The organism is Mesorhizobium sp. P2_D6, assembly GCF_056404315.1.
This window is the reverse complement of record NZ_JBFUEG010000020.1, coordinates 40682-56537: the sequence shown is the minus strand read 5'-3', so window position 1 is coordinate 56537 and position 15856 is coordinate 40682. Positions and strand designations below refer to the sequence as shown.

The following is a 15856-nucleotide window of genomic DNA, read 5'->3' as shown; positions in this document are numbered from 1 at the left end:
GTTGTCGATCGCAAGAACGTTACCTTGTCGAAGCACTGAATGCGGTAGCATCGGGGACGTTGTCAACACCGCCGATTTCGCGCAAGCCTGATTGAGAGAGTGGCGATGGGCGGGCGGGCTTGATGCAGGTCTTCGATGGCAGGTAGCACCGTGCTGGTCACCGGCGCCCGCGCGCCGGTGGCGCTGCATCTGGCGCAGCTGCTGCACGGCGCCGGGCGGCGGGTGATCCTGGCCGACAGTCCGGCCCGGCCGATCGCTGCGGCGAGCACGGCATGCGCCGCCTACCATCGCCTGCCGCCGCCGCGCTTTGCCACTGATGCCTATGCAGAGGCCGTCGCATCTCTCGTCCGGACCGAAGGTGTGGAACTGGTCATCCCGACCTGCGAGGAGGTCTTCTATCTCGGCCGCCTGTGGCAGGACCGCGCCATGCCGGTCCGCCTGTTCGCGCCCGACATGGCGATGCTTTCCCGCGTCCACGACAAGCATGCCTTCATCCGGCTGGCGCAAAGCCTCGGCCTCGACGTACCGGATACAGCGCTGCTGCAAAGCGATGCCGATCTCGAAAGCGTGCGCGGCCATTCGCGCGAGCTGGTGTTCAAGCCGGTGTGGTCGCGTTTCGCCCGTGACGTGCTGCTGCGGCCATCGCCGGGCGAACTCAACGCCGTCCGCCCCTCGCCCGCCGCCCCGTGGGTGGCGCAGCGCTTCATCGCCGGCGACGAGATCAGTGCCTATGTGGTGGCGACTGAGGGCAAGCTCAAGGCGCTGGCGTTCTACCGGTCACTCTATCGCGCCGGCAAAGGCGCCGGTATCTGCTTCGAGCCGGCCGAGGATGCGGCTGCCCGGCGCTTTGTCGAAATCTTCGTCGCCGGCACCGCCTGGACAGGCCAGATCTCCTTCGACCTGATGCGCGAGAAGGACGGCACGGTGATGCCGCTGGAGTGCAATCCGCGCGCCGTGAGCGGCTTGCATTTCTTCCGCGATCCGCAGCGCTTTGCCGACGCTGTGCTGGACGACGGTCCGGAGGTGAAGCCTGATGTCGCCAGGCTGCAGACAGTGCGGCTGGCGATGTGGATCTACGGACTGCCGGCGGCGCTGCGATCGGGCGGTCTTGGCCGCTTCCGCCAAACTATGCGCGAGGCCGATGAGCTGCTCGACTGGCCGGGCGACTCCGCGCCCAGAAAAGCGCAATGGCGCGCGCTGGCCGAGATCGCCGGCACCGCGCGGCGCCAGCGCATCAGCCTGCAAGCCGCGTCGACGCGGGATATCGAGTGGAACGGGCCAAACTCTCGTTGAGTTGGCGCTGCCCCTCATCCGCCTGCCGGCACCTTCTCCCCGTATAGTGACGGGGAGAAGGAAGCTACCACGACCTCGGCGCTCCCCTTTGCAACGTTGATGATTGGCGAAAGCGGCGGTGATGGCGTTTTTCTCCCCGTCACTATACGGGGAGAAATGCCCGGCAGGGCAATGAGGGGCAGCGCGAACCTAAGCCGAGCCTGCACTAAAGCTCGATCTGGTACACCCGCGGCCCCGCCGCCGCCGACGGCATCTTACCGTTCATGATCGCCGCTATGTCGCGGCGCAGGAAGTCCAGCGGGCCGATCGCCGGCTGGACTTGTGGCGGGATGCGGGCATTGTCGCTGGCCGATTTCAGCACCCGGCGATCCTGCTGCAGGGCAAAGGCAAAGAGCGGCCGGAAGGCCAGCGCCCTGAGCTCTCCGAACAGGCCCTGGCGTGGGCCGATGAGCCAGCCGACGCCTTCTACGGTCCGTTCGTCCGCCTGGCGCAAATGGAAGGTGGTCGCCAGCGCCAGGCCACCCTTGCCCCAATATTCCAGTTCGACAATGCCCGGATGGCGATAACGGCCGATGGTCCTGGCGCGCTCGCCTTCGAGGAGACGGCTGACCAGTCCCTGCTGCCGGTCCTCGCCAGTGTAGCAGCTTTCGACCCAGCCCTCGCCGCCGGTCACCTCGACGCGCACGAGATGGCGTTTTGCGGTTAGGCCGCGCAGTACGCCCTTGTGGGTGAAGTGGGTGTGGGTGGCGTCGAGAATGTTCTCGGCCGCGTCGAGCACCGTCGATTGCGCCGAACTGCGCACCCGCTTCACCACGACATCCTTGCCCTGCATGCAGTGGAGATAGGGCTCGACTTCGGGCTTGCCTGACGAGACGAAGACGACGCCGTCGCGTTCGATCGCGGCGTAGCGGCGGACGCGATAGTGCGGGATGTCACCGACATGGCCGGGGATGGCGGTGCATCGTCCTTCCCCATTGTAGCGCCAGCCATGATAGGGGCATTCGATCTCGCCGCCAATGACCTTGCCGGTCGACAGTTCGACCAGCCGGTGAGCACAGCGGTCGAACAGGGCAGTGATCCCTTGCGCCGAGCGGAACAGCACCAGCGGCGCGCCGTCGAACAGGATGCGCTTCGGCTTGGCTTTGATGTCCGCAGAAAGCGCCACCGCCTGCCAATGATGCTTGGGCTTGTGTTTTTGGGCTTCGCTCAAAGTTCAAATCTCCTGAGCAGGGGAATGCCGATCTTCGCGAGCACAAATTCCATGATCCGCACTGCCATGCGTTGGCGGCGCGGCAGATGGCCGGCATAGACGGCGTTGTATTCCACCGTCGCCACGGCGCCGCGCAAGCGTTTGAAGGCGGCGGCACCGGCGCTCATGTTGAAGAACAGGCCATGCGCCGTGGCATGATCCTGCGCCAGCGCCATCATCATGCGGTAGAGGCCCTCACTCACCGGCAGGCCAGTGTCGTAGCCGACGATCGGCTGCGTCAGTGTTCTGCCGTTTTTCGACAGCGCGGTAACGGCGACCAGTTCACCGCCGGGACGGCGCAGGCCCGCCAGCCGAAGAATGCCGCGACGGTGCATCTCGCTGATATAGCGTGCGGTGTAATGCGGGTTGAGCGGCGTGTATTTGTCGAGATAGAGCATCCGGTAGAGCGCCTCGCAGCGGGCATAGTCGGCCTCGATGAAATCGGCATCGCCGACCTCCTCGAAAGGCGTCGTGCGCAGCCGCTTGCGGTCGCGCTTCATGTCGTTGGTCATTGCCGAACCGCGGTTGGCGAAGATGTAAATCTGCCGCGCCGCCAGCATACGGAACCCTTCCGCCTTCAGCGCCGCGATGGTCGAGGGATCGGCGATCTCGTTCAGCGAGCGGATGACAATGGAGCGGTCGGGAAAACGCACCGTGAGATCGTCGCGCATGGCCGCGATCGCCTGGGGATCGAGCAGCGGCACCGGATTGGTCGAATAGAGCCAGTTGTTGACCTGCACCTGATGGTCGAGGCCACTCGCCCTGACCAGCGGCGCACACAGGCCGATCAGCATCCGGATCGCCTTTTGCAACAAGGGCGATGAGACGAAATTACGGGTCTCGTCGATGGCATAGTCGACATAGGCGCTGGACGGGCAGCAGATGTAGCAGTTCGGCGCTTCGCTTCTGTCGTTCAGCGTCAGCGGAAAGCAACGGCCGGCGATCTCGAAAGCCTCGACGGCCACCGTCAGATTGCGGACGAGGTCGTGCACCGGCACGTCGTTGAAAAGCCGCACGAAGGCCTCGACCTCACGCGGGTTGTTCTCAACCCGGTCGACCTGCTCAAGCGCCAGCGCGGAAGGCCGGTTCACGGCCCCGCTCCCAACCGGCATTCGACGCGGCGCAGTTTGCGGCCAGTCTCCAACGGCAAATTCTTTCGCAACAGTCTGATCGTCGCCGTCGCCTTGCGCCCCGCCAGCAGTGTCCGCACCGCCGCATACGCGGCAGTAGCCGCTTCGTCGGCAAGCTCGGGCGCGAGGCTGAGCTCGATCGCATCGGCAGCCGTCTGGACCAGGCGGAAATCGTCGATGCGCCTGTCAGCCTTGAGCACGGCATTGCGCAGGATGTCGGGCGTCACAAGAATCTGCCCATGCGGCGACGCCAGCCGGAAAGCATCGTCCATGCGGCCGACGATCTCATCCACCGTGCGCAGCGGCGAGCCGCAGCGGCATGGAGTTTCGGAGAGCCGCAACAGATCGTTCATGCGGTAGCGCGCCATGATCTGGGTCTGGCGGCGAAAGGCGGTGACCAGCGGCATGACCAGCCCGTCGCCCGCCGGCTCGAACTCGAAGTACACCGAATCCTCGGCCAGATGCAGCCCGCCCTTTCGGCACGTGACGGCGAACAGCCCTTCCGTCGCCATGTAGATCTGGTCGAGTGGGCGCTCGAAGTACTTTTCGATGATCGGGCGGTCGACCGGGTCGAGCGTCTCGGCAGCGCTAAAGACCCGCTGTGGCTTGAGCCGAAAGTTCTCGGCCGCGAAATGCCGCAGCATCTTTGGCGGTGCGATGATCACCGTCGGTGCAAAATCCTCAAGCGCTGCGCGCCAGCTCTCCGGCCCGCTCGTCAGGTCGAAGAAGCCGAGATCGATGCGCCGCGACTTGCGCGCGCTTTCGTAGAGTCCGGTGTTCTGCGGCAGGATCACCGCCACGCGCTGCCGGCGCCAGATGAGATCGGGCACGGCCTTGGCCAGGATCGTGCCCAGCCACCGATATTTTTCCGCTTCGGAAATGACGAACAGACCGCGATTGCCCGACGTGCCGGTGCTGGCGCCGACCGTCAGTTCGCCGATCCGGCCATCGCCGGCCTGCGCCTTCCAGGCTTCGGCGGCTGAGACGCCATTGATATTGAAGCGCTCGAAATTGGCTATCACCGTCGCCTTGTCGATCACCGGCAGGTCGCCGAGATGACGCGGCGGCTTGCCATAGAACGGAGCGCGCGGCAGGTCGCGGTCGAGAAAGCGGCGCAAGGCATGCGCCTGCCAGCGTCCGAAATTCCCGCGGCTCTTGCGCGAGAGCCATTGCGTCAGCGCAAACGCACGAACCGCTTCGGCCGGCCCGTTCATGCGCCTTCTCCGGCAAGATCGTGGGACGTCAACGCCGGATCATGGCAAAGCACGACCTCGCCGCCAGTTGCCAGAAACCGGCGCACCGTGGCGCTGGTCGGATCGAGCGCGGCGGCGTCCTCGGCCAGCAGGGTTGCCGGCAGACCGGGCGTCCGGTTTTCGACAAGGGCTTCGATCAGCCATTGCACATCGACGGCGTAGAGCAGCGGCCGCTCCATATTGGGAAACAGCAGTCCGAACTGGCCATCGGCATGGCCGGGCAGATCGACGGCGACGACGCTGCCGTCGCCGAACAGGTCGGCACCGCCGGGCACATCACCACGTGGCTCGACACGTCGCTTCGACGACAGTCCGTCGAGCCGTGCCTCGAAATCCGGCGGAAACAGTTCCTTGAAAACGCCGTGGCGCAGATTCTGCCGAGCTGTCTTGGCCTTGGCGCGCGCCCAGGCGGCGTCATTGGCGATGAAGCGGGCGTGGGGGAACAGCGACAGGCCCGACATGTGGTCAGCATGGAAGTGGGTGACGATAACGGTTCGCACATCCTGCGGCGACAGGCCGAAGCGCGCCAAAACCGGCAGCGGCTGCTCGGCCTCGTTGAGCTCGGGCCGGAGGATCGCACAGTAGAGACGCAGCGCGGTGCTGCGCTCGCTCCCTCGAGTCACGTGCGGTGTATAACCGGTGTCGATCAGCACCGGACCCGACTGCGGATGCAGGATCAGCCCGTAGCGGACACGCAGCCTGACCTTCGCCCAGCTGCCGCCGCGCAAAATCAGGCGCTCGGCCGCGCTGACAGAGGCGCTGTTGGCGAAGACGATCTTCACGCCGACCTCCGATCTTCCGCAGCCTTGCCGAAGGTCCGATCGAGCCCTTCATCGAAGGACACTTTCGGCGCCCAGCCGAGGATGCGGCAGGCCTTGGCAATGTCGAGGCTCTGGGCGTAGGCGAACAGACCAAGACCGTAGCGCGTCACCGGCGGCTCGGGCCGGCCGGGCAGAAGTTCAGCCACCATCTCCGCCAACCCGGCTGCCAGCATTGCGGGCAAAAGCGGCATTTTGCGCCAGCGCGGCTGCACGCCAGCGCGGGCGCAGGCCGCCTCGGCAATGCGCCGCACCGGCACCACCTCGCCGCCGGAGACGTTGAAGATCTGCCCCTCGGCAGTGCCGCCAGCGGACAGGGCGGCAAGCACAGCATCGACGACGTCATCGATGTAAGTGAGATCGATGCGCGCCTGGCCGTCGCGGAACAGCGGTAGCGGGCGCTGCCGGGCCACCTGCAGCAGGCGGGGCAGCAGCGTGCGGTCGCCCGGGCCGTAGAGGCCGCGAGGACGCAGCAGCACCGGGCCGATTTCAGGCGCAGCCAGAACGATTTCCTCAGCCTGTCGCTTGGTGCGGGCATAGTGATTGACCGGCGGCGGCAGGCCGGCGTCCTCGCTGACGCCGAGCTGGTCGCGATAGGCAAAACAGACCGTAGGGCTGGAGATGTGGACGAGGCGGCGTACGCCGTGCCGGCGGGCAAAATCGACGAGGTTGTGGGTGGCTGTCACATTGGCCGTCTCAAAGTCCGCCAGCCTGCCGAAGGGCGCCGAAAGAGCGGCACAATGGACGATCGCATCGACGGTTCCGAGATCGTGTTCGGCAGCGGCAATGAACGGTTTGGACAGATCGAGGCGAATGATCTCGTGACCGGCGGCTTCGAGCGCCGCACAACGCTCGGCATCGCGGCCAAGGCCGAGCGCCGGTGTGCCCATTGCCGCCAGCCGCGCCAGGACATGCGAGCCGAGGAAACCGCTGGCGCCGGTGACGAGCACGCGCCCCATGGTCAGGCTTCCAGCGCCATGCCGCCGAACGACACGCCGGCCGAGGTGCCGAGGAACAGCAATTTGACGCCCGGCGCGACGCGGCGTTCGCGGCGTGCGACATCGAGCGCAAAGGGGATCGAAGCGGCGATCTGGTTGCCGTAGCGCGCCGCGATATCGATCAGCTTCTCCGCCGCAAAGCCGGTCTGACGCGCCATGTGGGCGAGCGCGAACGGGCTCGCCTGGTGCGGCACGACGACATCGACATCGTCCCGCCGCCAGCCGGCACGATCGAGCAATTCGGCAACGAAGCCGTTGAAATGGCGCGACGTGACGCGGAACAGTTCCTTGCCGTCCATGTGGAAGAGGCTGTGGTGGGCGAATTCCTCCGGCTGACGGTGAAAGTCGAAACGCGTGCCGCCGGAGCCGATGCTGCAGGCTTCATAGGCTGAGGGATAGGTGCGCATCAGATTGGCCGCCACCCTGCCCTCGCCGGGCGCTGCCTGCTGCACCACCGCGGCCGCCGCGCCATCACCAAACAAGGCCGCGATTTCCGGCTGATCCTGCCACGGCAGAGCGCGCGAGGCGATCTCGGAAGAAAACACCAGCGCGGTGCGGCATTGCCCGGCCTCGATCAGGCGCGACGCCGTCTCGAATGCGGTGAGGAAGCCGAGGCAGGTGCTGTTGACGTCGAAGGCGGCGGCCGATCCATCCGCCAGGCCGAGACGCTGCATGACCAGCGGCGCGGTCGACGGCAGCGGCTGGTAAGGCACGCCGCAACCGCCGATCACCAGATCAACGCTGCTGGCATCGATGCCGGCATCGGTGAGTGCGAGGCGCGCCGCCGCACAGGCGAGATCGACCTGCGATTCGGCCCCGCAGACATAGCGCTCAATTACTCCGGTGGCAGCTTCGAGATGGCCATCGCCAAGCCCCAGCCGCGCGTCGAGACTGCGCGACGTCACGCATTGAGCCGGCACGGCTCGCCCGGTTCCGATGATCTTGACCCGCATTCTCAGCCCGCCGCGTGAGTTGCGCTTTTCGCAATCCTTAGATCGGATCGTTCGGAGATAACAGCGTCGTTTTCAAGACGCGCCCGCGCAACCCTCTAAGCCTTGCGCTCCCAGCGCCGGTCGGGCGTCTGCTGCCAGTAGGTCACGGCGTGGCCGGCCTCTTTCAACGTCTTCCAATGCGTGCGGGCGCCTTCGACCTGGGCCGCGTCATGGCCGTCGAACAGGAACACGGCGCGTTCGTAGCCGGCGAGATCGGCGGGTGCCGCGCCATCGACGAGGAAACGGATCTGCGCCTGGTTCGGATTGGCTTCGCTCGTGGTCAGGAGGATCGGCTGCTCTGCCGGATGGGCTTCGCGGTCGGTCGCGTGCGCCAGGAACGAATCGTCCCTGAATGTCCACAGATGCTGGTCGAGAGCGTCGCGCCGCTCCTCTGTCCCGGTCTGCACCACGGCGCGCCAGCCGCGATCGACGCTGCGCTCGAGCAGGCCGGGCAGCGCATCCTCCAGCGTCGATTCGGTCAGGTGGTAGAAAAGGACGTCGGCCATATCCGGCTCTATCCCTCGTAATTGTCGCGCACCAGGCGGTCGAGCAGCCTTACGCCGAAACCCGAGCCCCAGGACTGGTTGATTTCGTTCGGCGGCGAGCCCATCGCGGTGCCGGCGATGTCGAGATGCGCCCACGGCGTTTCCTTGACGAAGCGCTGCAGGAACTGCGCCGCTATGATGGCGCCGCCATAGCGGCCGCCAATGTTCTTCATGTCGGCGCTCTTGGAATCGATCAGCTTGTCGTATTCAGGCCCAAGCGGCATGCGCCACAGCCGCTCCTGCGTCGCCTGGCCGGCCGTCGTCAACCTGTCCGACAGTTCGTCATTGTTGGAGAACAGGCCGGCATAGTGCTGGCCAAGCGCGACCATGATGGCGCCGGTCAGCGTCGCCAGATTGACCATGAATTTCGGCTGGAAACGGTCGTTGCAGTACCACAGCGCATCGGCCAGCACGAGGCGGCCTTCGGCGTCGGTGTTGAGCACCTCGATGGTCTGGCCCGACATCGAGGTGACGATGTCGCCGGGGCGCTGGGCGTGGCCGTCGACGGCATTTTCCACCAGCCCGATGATGCCGACGACATTGGCCTTTGCCTTGCGCGCCGCCAACGCCTGCATGAGCCCTGTGACTGCGGCAGCACCGCCCATATCGCCTTTCATGTCTTCCATGCCGGAAGCCGGCTTCATGGAATTGCCGCCGGTGTCGAAGGTGACGCCCTTGCCGACGAAGGCGACCGGCGCATCCTTGGCCTTGCCGCCCTTCCATTGCATGACAGCCATGCGGGCGCCGCGCGGCGAGCCTTGCGCGACACCGAGCAGCGAGCCCATGCCGAGCTTCTTCATTTCCTTCTCGGTGAGGATCTCGACCTCGACCCCGAGTGCTTCCAGTTCCTTGGCGCGGGCGGCGAATTCGACCGGACCGAGTGCATTGGCCGGCTCGTTGACCAGATCGCGCGCGAGAAGCACGCCGTCGATCACCGCCACTTCGTCGGCGAAGGCCTTTTTCGCGGCGGCCGGATCGGCAGTGTGGATGGTGACCTTGACCGGTTTCTTCGGCTCGGCGTCGTCCTTGTCCTTCCTGGTCTTGTATTTGTCGAAGGCGTAGCTGCGCAGGACGATGCCGGCAGCCAGGTTCGCAGCTTGCTTGCCGCCAATTTTTGCGCCCGGCACATCGAGAATGATGGCCACTTCGGTCGCCTTGCGCAGGGATGCAGCAATAGTGCCGCCAAGCTTCAGCCAGGCAAAGTCATCGAGAGCGGCAACCTTGCCGGCGCCGATCGCCACCAGCCGGTCGAGCGATGTCCCCTGTGGCGCCAGCACTTCGACGACACCGGCAAATTTTCCGGAAAAGTCCGCCACCGGAAACGCCCGCGCCAGCGTCCCATCCGGATCGCAGGCCTTTGCCGGCTCGCCAAGACCGCCATCGTCGGCCGCCAGCACGAAGACGCTGCCCTTTTTAGGCGCGGCAAATTTGGCGAAGGCGATCAATGGTCTCAAAGTCATCAGGTCCTGCTTTCGGAAACGGCTCAGATTTTCAGGGAGAATGCGTTTTCAGGGAAGATGCGCGACATTTGGTCGTTTTCCTTCATTTGGCAAGACTTTGCCGGAATCGAGGCCCATACGCGCTGTGGAATCGATGACGATTCGTCGCGGCACGGCCCCGCTTTCCTGCCGCAACCTGTTGTTAACCATCGATGTTCTCGCTTTCTTATCCATTGCCGCCGACACTCCGGCCTGCGGGACGGGCGATGTGGGACGGGAATCGGATCGATCCGCTGAGATGGAAAGGCCTAACAGACCCTGTTGTACAGGCGCAGCCGGACTACTACCTTGTCTGCGGGCATGATGCCGTTCGGCAAATCGAGAAAAGCCTTACATGAAGGTCGTTGAACGCTACATCATGCGTCGCGCGCTGGCGGTGTTTCTCGCTGCGCTGATCTGGACGCTGGCCATTGTCTGGACGACGCAGGTGCTCGCCCGGATCGATCTCGTTACCGACAGCGGCCAGTCGGCGCTGACCTTCTTCGAGGTCGCGGCCCTCATCATCCCCACAATCATCCCGATCGTGGTGCCGTTCGCTCTGGTGGTGGCGGTCGCCCAGACGCTCAGCGTCATGAATTCCGATTCGGAGCTGGCCGTCATCAACGCCGCCGGCGCCTCGCGCTGGACGATCGTTCGGCCGGTCCTGCTGATCGCTCTGGCGGCCAGTGTCCTTTCCTTCGCCGTCGACAATGGCGTCGAACCTTATGCCAGGCAGAAGAACCGCCAGCTGATCGCATCCTCGCGCGCCGATCTTTTGTCGCTGATCATCCAGGAAGGCACATTCCGCAAGATCGACGACGGGCTGTTCCTGCAGATCGGCGAGCGGCTGCCGGACAACCGGCTTGGCGGCATCTTCGTCGCCGATTCGCGCGAGGAAGGCGCCAATCTGATCTATTATGCCAAGAGCGGCAGCGTCGTCGAAAAGGGTGACGAGAAGGTGCTGATGATGAATGACGGCGTCATTCATCGCAAGACGCTGACCGGTGACCTGTCGGTCATCCGCTTCACCTCTTACGCCTTCGATCTGTCCGCCTTCATGTCGGCGGCGAACGACATCCTGCTCCTGCCCAAGGACCGAACGACGCAGTATCTGCTCAACCCGGACGCCAACGACAAGATCTTCCAGCGCAGGCCCGGCGCCTACAAGGCCGAGCTCGACCAGCGCTTTTCCGAATGGTCGTACTCGCTGGTTTTCGCGCTGATCGCGTTGGCCGTGGCAGGCGACGCGCGCTCTCACCGCGAGGCGCGCATCCATCCGCTGATCACAGCCATTGCCATTGCGCTGTTCGTGCGCTGGCTGGGCTTTTTTGCCGCCGGGAAAGCCGATAAGATCCCGCAATATACCTACATGGTCTATGGCGTGCCGATCGTCGCGTCGGCGGTCGCCATCTGGTTCATCGTCACCTCACGAAGCATGGAACTGCCCGGCAGCTGGGCCGACTGGCTGACGAATTTCGCCGGCCGCGTCACCGATGGCTGGAAGGCGCTGAAGCTACGCCTCGCCCGGCGCTACACATCCGGCCAGGGAGCCTGACGATGGGCTGGACCTTGGGCCGCTACTTCTTCTTTCGCTACGTGTCGATCACGATCTGGTTCTTCATCGGCCTTCTGGCGCTGGTGTTCCTGATCGACTTCACCGAACTGTCCGGCCGCATCACCGGCCTGCCGGGCTTTACCTACGGCACGGCGGTCGCCATCTCGGCGCTGAGGATGCCGATGATCATGCTGCAGACGGTGCCGTTTGTCGGCCTGTTTTCGGCGATGGCGACGCTGGTGTCGCTCAACCGCAAGTATGAGCTGGTGATTGCGCGGTCGGCCGGCGTGTCGGCCTGGCAGTTCCTGTTGCCTTGCTGCATCGGTGCGTTGTTATTCGGCGCGCTGTCGGTCGGCGTGCTCAATCCGATTGCCGCGCACGGCTTTTCCTGGTCGGAGCAGATGGAAAACCAGCTGCGGTCCGGCAATTCGAACGCCGTGGCGGCCGATGCCACGCCGTGGATCCGCCAGAAAACCGCCACCGGGGACACCATCATCGGCGCCCGCGCCATCCTCAACCAGGGCCTGGAAATGGCCGACGCGGTGTTCTTCGTTCTCGATCCGCACGGCAATATCGTCGAGCGCAAGGACGCGGCGCGGGCTTTCCTGCGCGACGGCTACTGGGAATTGCAGGACGTCAAGGTGTTCAAGGACGGCAACATCCGCTCGGAAACGACGGACCAGTTGCCGACCAACCTCAAGCCGGAGTTCGTGCAGGAAAGGCTGGCGCGTCCCGAAACCATTCCGTTTTACGAGCTTCCCGGCAAGATTGAGGTTGCCCGCTCCTTCGGCCTCAAGGCAAATGCCTTCGCCATGCAGTTCGATTCGCTGGTGGCGTTACCGTTCCTGCTTGTGGCCATGACGCTGATTGCGGCAACAGTTTCAATGCGATTTGCGAGGATGGGGCAGTCGGCAACGATGATTCTGGGTGGCGTCCTCGCCGGCTTTCTGCTTTATGTCGTTTCGGTATTGGTCAAGGCATTCGGCGTGGCGGGATTCGTGCCCACAGCCGTGGCTGCATGGGTTCCGGTTGTCGTGGCTATGTTCTTTGGGGTGACATTCCTGCTATACAAGGAAGACGGCTAGTGAGGGAGGCGGCTTTGCGCAGCCATAGGCAGGCTGGTTTGGCGCGCCTTTATTCGGCGAGCGCCTTGGCATGTCTGCTCGCTTGCGGCGTGCCGATGGCTCCTGCGCTGGCGCAGGATGTCACCGACGTGGCAACGAAGGTTCCCTCCGGCACCCAGATGCTGTTGGCGGCCGACACGCTCGTCTATAACAACGACAACCAGACGGTCACCGCCATCGGCGGCGTCCAGATCGACTATGGCGGCAACAAGCTCGTCGCCCAGCGTGTCGTGTATGATCGCAACACCAAGCGGCTCGTCGCCAGCGGCAATGTCGAGATCGTCAACAGCGACGGCACCAAGATCAACTCGCAGCACATCGATATTACCGACGATTTCGCCGACGGTTTCGTCAACGCGCTGCGCGTCGAAACCCCCGAAAAGGCCTATTTCGCCGCCGAAAGCGCTGAACGCATGGGCGGCGTGCTGACGACGTTCCACAACGGCGTCTATACCGCCTGCGAGCCTTGCGAGGACAAGCCGGACAAGGCGCCGACCTGGCGGGTCAAAGCCAGGAAGATCATCTGGAACGGCGAAAAGAAGACGGTTCGCTTCGAGAACGCGAATTTCGAATTCTTCGGCTTCCCGCTGGCCTATCTGCCGGCATTCGAGATCGCCGACCCGACGGTCAAGCGCAAAAGCGGCTTCCTGATCCCCAGCATCGCCTTCAACAACGAACTCGGCGTCGGCGTCAAAGTCCCCTACTATTTCGCACTGTCGCCGACCTACGATCTCACCGTCACCGGCAGCGGCTATACCAAGCAGGGTTTCCTCGGCGAGGCCGAGTGGCGCCAGCGCTTCAACAATGGCCAGTACACGCTGAAGATCGCCGGCATCCGTCAGGAAGACCCCAACGCCTTCATCGACGGCTCCGCTTTCCCCACTAGCGCTGGCCACAATGTCAATTCGGGCGATGTCGGCGATCCCAACAAGTTTCGCGGCATGATGGGCACCAAAGGCCAGTTCGCCATCAATCCGCGCTGGGACTTCGGTTGGGACATCCTGCTGCAGAGCGACAAGAATTTCTCGCGTACCTATACGATCGACGGCTACAACGACGCCGTGCATCAATCGTCGGTCTACCTGACCGGCCTCAACGGCCGCAATTATTTCGATGTGCGCGCCATGCGCTTCCAGGTTCAGGAAAACGCGCTGGACAGCAACATCTCGTCGCGCAGCGACAAGCAGCCCTGGGTGCTGCCGTCGCTTGACTATGCCTATATCCCCGACATGTCGGTAGCCGGCGGCCAACTGTCGTTCAACGTCAATGCGCGGGTCATCCGCCGTGACGATCTCGATCAGGCCTATTTTACCCCCTACGTGCCGGCCTCGGGCGTCCAGCGCGTGCGCGGCATTGAGGGCGAGTCGGGCCGCTTCACCGCCGAGGCAGAGTGGAAGCGCACCTTCACCACGGACGGCGGATTGCAACTGACGCCTCTCTTGGCTCTGCAGGGTGACGTCGACTATCTCAATGCATCCTCAGGTTCGCTCGCTGCCATTAATGCGATGGCCGCCGATCCTCGAATAGACACCACCGCCGACATGCGGTCCTCCTTTGCCCGTTACATGGCGACCGCCGGACTTGAAATGCGCTGGCCGGTGCTGTTCTCGATGACCGGCTCCAGCCATGTCGTCGAGCCGATGGCGCAGGTCTTCATGCGCCCAAACGAACAGTATGTCGGCGGCCTGGCCGTTCCCAACGAGGATGCACAGAGCTTCGTCTTCGACGCCACGACGCTGTTCGAGCGCGACAAGTTCTCCGGCTACGACCGCGTCGAAGGCGGCAGCCGCGCCAATGTCGGGTTCCGCTATTCGGGCGCCTATGACAATGGCTGGGGCACCAACGCCATCTTTGGCCAGTCCTACCAGCTGGGCGGACGCAATTCGTTCGATTCACCGGATCTGGTCAATGCGGGTGCCGATTCCGGCCTGGAGACTTCGACCTCCGATTATGTCGGCCTTATCGGGTTCAGCAGCCCGAGCGGCTTCTCAGGCTCGTTCAGCGGCCGCTTCGACGAGCAGAGCTTCGAAGTTCGCCGCGCCGAGGTGAAGGCCGCCTATTCCGGCCTGCCGGTTTCGCTGAGCGCCAAATACGCCTTCATCCAGGCGCAGCCGCTCTACGGTTTCACCACCGATCGCCACGAAGTCACGCTCGGCGCCTCGACGCACCTGGCCGAAAACTGGCGCGTCTTCGGCACAGGCACCTACGACCTACAGCAAAGCGTGCTGGTCAAGGACGGCGTCGGCTTTGCCTACAACGATTCCTGCTTCACCTATCTGATGACGTTCTCGGAATCGCGCGACATCAACACCAAGGAAGTGTCGCAGAATGTCGGCTTCAATCTGTCGTTCCGCACGCTCGGCGATTTCGGCTCGTCACAAAACTCGATCGACACCATCCAGTAGAGCCGGCTGACGACATCGTTTTGCCGTATAAAGCGGGCACGGGTTTCGGTCATCCAAAACCGGGCTTAGAATTGGGATGCTTTCGATGAGGAAATACCTGTTTTCGGCAGGATTCGCGCTCCTGATAGCGGCGACCTCGATCTCAGTCACCATGATGATGCCGCCGGCCTTCGCCAGTGAAATCAAGTATGTCGTCAACAACATACCGATCACCAGCGGCGACATTGCGCACCGGGCTGCCTTCCTGAAACTGCAGCGCAAGAAGGGCGACGCAGGCCAGGAGATGATCGACCAGACGCTGCGTACGGCCGAGGCCAAGCGCCTTGGCATCCGCATCACCGACGCCCAGGTCGAGGCCGCCTATCAGCGCTTTGCCTCGAACAACAAGATGCAGCTCAAGCAATTGGACGGCGTCATGACGCAGTCCGGCGTGACCAAGGAGCATTTCAAGGAATTCATCCGCGCCCAGATGGCGTGGAACCAGGCGCTGAGCGCACGCTATAGCGGCGGCGGCGGACAGATGAGCGAACAGGATCTGGTCAAGCACATGCTCGAAAAAGGCGGCGCCAAGCCGAGCGCCACCGAGTACATGCTGCAGCAGGTGATCTTCGTGGTGCCGAAGGCCGAGCGCAGCGCCACACTCGCCAAGCGCAAGCGTGAGGCCGAGGCCATGCGCGCCCGCTTCAACGGCTGCGCCACCACGCGCGAATTCGCCAAGGGCCTGATCGACGTCACCGTTCGCGATCTGCCCAGGGTGCTGGCACCGCAACTGCCGCCGGACTGGGCCGAGCAGATCAAGGCCACCAAGCTGGGCGGCGCCACGGCCGTGCGCGAGACCGATCGCGGCATCGAATTCATCGGCATCTGCTCGTCGCGCGAGGTCTCCGACGACAAGGCTGCCCAGATGGTGTTCCAGAGCGAAAGCACCGGCGACAAGAACGCCGACGACCTCTCGGCCAAATATGTCGAGGAGCTGAAGGCGAAAGCCAAGATCGTCACGCGCTGAAACCGGCCTG

At 64.0% G+C, this 15856-nt stretch carries 13 protein-coding genes; 5 read left to right on the top strand and 8 right to left on the bottom strand.

Annotated elements, in window-relative coordinates; all coding sequences use genetic code 11:
* The first annotated feature begins 135 nt into the window (after positions 1-135).
* Positions 136-1293 carry an ATP-grasp domain-containing protein gene (locus AC1D1L_RS28680; RefSeq protein WP_477344607.1) on the top strand — a complete coding sequence of 386 codons (1158 nt, stop codon included), beginning with the start codon at positions 136-138 and terminating at the stop codon, positions 1291-1293.
* 205 nt (positions 1294-1498) lie between these two features.
* Here AC1D1L_RS28680 and AC1D1L_RS28675 read toward each other — a convergent pair whose 3' ends face one another.
* The 8 genes from AC1D1L_RS28675 to AC1D1L_RS28640 form a co-directional block, all read right to left on the bottom strand.
* Positions 1499-2503 (bottom strand): Rieske 2Fe-2S domain-containing protein, encoded by a 1005-nt coding sequence (locus AC1D1L_RS28675; RefSeq protein ID WP_477344606.1) that lies wholly within the window; start codon positions 2501-2503, stop codon positions 1499-1501.
* A complete protein-coding gene (locus tag AC1D1L_RS28670) occupies positions 2500-3633 on the bottom strand; it encodes a GNAT family N-acetyltransferase (protein WP_477344604.1) in 1134 nt (377 codons plus the stop codon). Before AC1D1L_RS28670 ends, AC1D1L_RS28675 begins: the two co-directional genes overlap by 4 nt.
* Positions 3630-4886 (bottom strand): F390 synthetase-related protein, encoded by a 1257-nt coding sequence (locus AC1D1L_RS28665; RefSeq protein ID WP_477344603.1) that lies wholly within the window; start codon positions 4884-4886, stop codon positions 3630-3632. Before AC1D1L_RS28665 ends, AC1D1L_RS28670 begins: the two co-directional genes overlap by 4 nt.
* On the bottom strand, positions 4883-5707 hold the full coding sequence (locus AC1D1L_RS28660; protein WP_477344602.1) for an MBL fold metallo-hydrolase: 825 nt from the start codon (positions 5705-5707) through the stop codon (positions 4883-4885). The genes AC1D1L_RS28665 and AC1D1L_RS28660 overlap by 4 nt, the downstream gene beginning before the upstream one ends.
* A complete protein-coding gene (locus tag AC1D1L_RS28655; protein ID WP_477344600.1) occupies positions 5704-6702 on the bottom strand; it encodes an NAD-dependent epimerase/dehydratase family protein in 999 nt (332 codons plus the stop codon). The genes AC1D1L_RS28660 and AC1D1L_RS28655 overlap by 4 nt, the downstream gene beginning before the upstream one ends.
* Before the next feature lie 2 nt (positions 6703-6704).
* Positions 6705-7694 carry a 3-oxoacyl-[acyl-carrier-protein] synthase III C-terminal domain-containing protein gene (locus tag AC1D1L_RS28650; protein ID WP_477344599.1) on the bottom strand — a complete coding sequence of 330 codons (990 nt, stop codon included), beginning with the start codon at positions 7692-7694 and terminating at the stop codon, positions 6705-6707.
* Between the two features lie 95 nt (positions 7695-7789).
* The gene (locus AC1D1L_RS28645) at positions 7790-8239 is read right to left on the bottom strand and encodes a DNA polymerase III subunit chi (RefSeq protein WP_477344598.1); all 450 of its coding nucleotides are present in this window, start codon (positions 8237-8239) and stop codon (positions 7790-7792) included.
* Between the two features lie 8 nt (positions 8240-8247).
* Positions 8248-9738, bottom strand: a complete 1491-nt coding sequence (locus AC1D1L_RS28640; RefSeq protein WP_477344597.1) for a leucyl aminopeptidase — start codon at positions 9736-9738, stop codon at positions 8248-8250.
* A gap of 373 nt (positions 9739-10111) precedes the next feature.
* On the opposite strand from AC1D1L_RS28640, the gene lptF reads away from it, so the two are divergent.
* The 4 genes from lptF to AC1D1L_RS28620 all read left to right on the top strand — a co-directional run bounded on the left by lptF (position 10112) and on the right by AC1D1L_RS28620 (position 15846).
* Complete coding sequence (lptF, locus tag AC1D1L_RS28635) at positions 10112-11311, top strand: LPS export ABC transporter permease LptF (protein ID WP_477344596.1); 1200 nt, start codon at positions 10112-10114, stop codon at positions 11309-11311.
* A gap of 2 nt (positions 11312-11313) precedes the next feature.
* On the top strand, positions 11314-12396 hold the full coding sequence (lptG, locus tag AC1D1L_RS28630; protein ID WP_112560802.1) for an LPS export ABC transporter permease LptG: 1083 nt from the start codon (positions 11314-11316) through the stop codon (positions 12394-12396).
* A complete protein-coding gene (locus AC1D1L_RS28625; RefSeq protein WP_477344595.1) occupies positions 12396-14840 on the top strand; it encodes an LPS-assembly protein LptD in 2445 nt (814 codons plus the stop codon). Before lptG ends, AC1D1L_RS28625 begins: the two co-directional genes overlap by 1 nt.
* A gap of 76 nt (positions 14841-14916) precedes the next feature.
* The gene (locus AC1D1L_RS28620) at positions 14917-15846 is read left to right on the top strand and encodes a peptidylprolyl isomerase (protein ID WP_477344594.1); all 930 of its coding nucleotides are present in this window, start codon (positions 14917-14919) and stop codon (positions 15844-15846) included.
* The last annotated feature ends 10 nt before the right edge of the window (positions 15847-15856 follow it).

Coding starts and splice junctions, on each gene's coding strand:
- lptG (WP_112560802.1), top strand. CDS start 11,314: ATGGGCTGGACCTTGGGCCGCTACTTCTTCTTTCGCTACGTGTCGATC.
- AC1D1L_RS28640 (WP_477344597.1), bottom strand. CDS start 9,738: ATGACTTTGAGACCATTGATCGCCTTCGCCAAATTTGCCGCGCCTAAA.
- AC1D1L_RS28680 (WP_477344607.1), top strand. CDS start 136: ATGGCAGGTAGCACCGTGCTGGTCACCGGCGCCCGCGCGCCGGTGGCG.
- AC1D1L_RS28650 (WP_477344599.1), bottom strand. CDS start 7,694: ATGCGGGTCAAGATCATCGGAACCGGGCGAGCCGTGCCGGCTCAATGC.
- AC1D1L_RS28620 (WP_477344594.1), top strand. CDS start 14,917: ATGCTTTCGATGAGGAAATACCTGTTTTCGGCAGGATTCGCGCTCCTG.
- AC1D1L_RS28645 (WP_477344598.1), bottom strand. CDS start 8,239: ATGGCCGACGTCCTTTTCTACCACCTGACCGAATCGACGCTGGAGGAT.
- AC1D1L_RS28655 (WP_477344600.1), bottom strand. CDS start 6,702: ATGGGGCGCGTGCTCGTCACCGGCGCCAGCGGTTTCCTCGGCTCGCAT.
- AC1D1L_RS28665 (WP_477344603.1), bottom strand. CDS start 4,886: ATGAACGGGCCGGCCGAAGCGGTTCGTGCGTTTGCGCTGACGCAATGG.
- lptF (WP_477344596.1), top strand. CDS start 10,112: ATGAAGGTCGTTGAACGCTACATCATGCGTCGCGCGCTGGCGGTGTTT.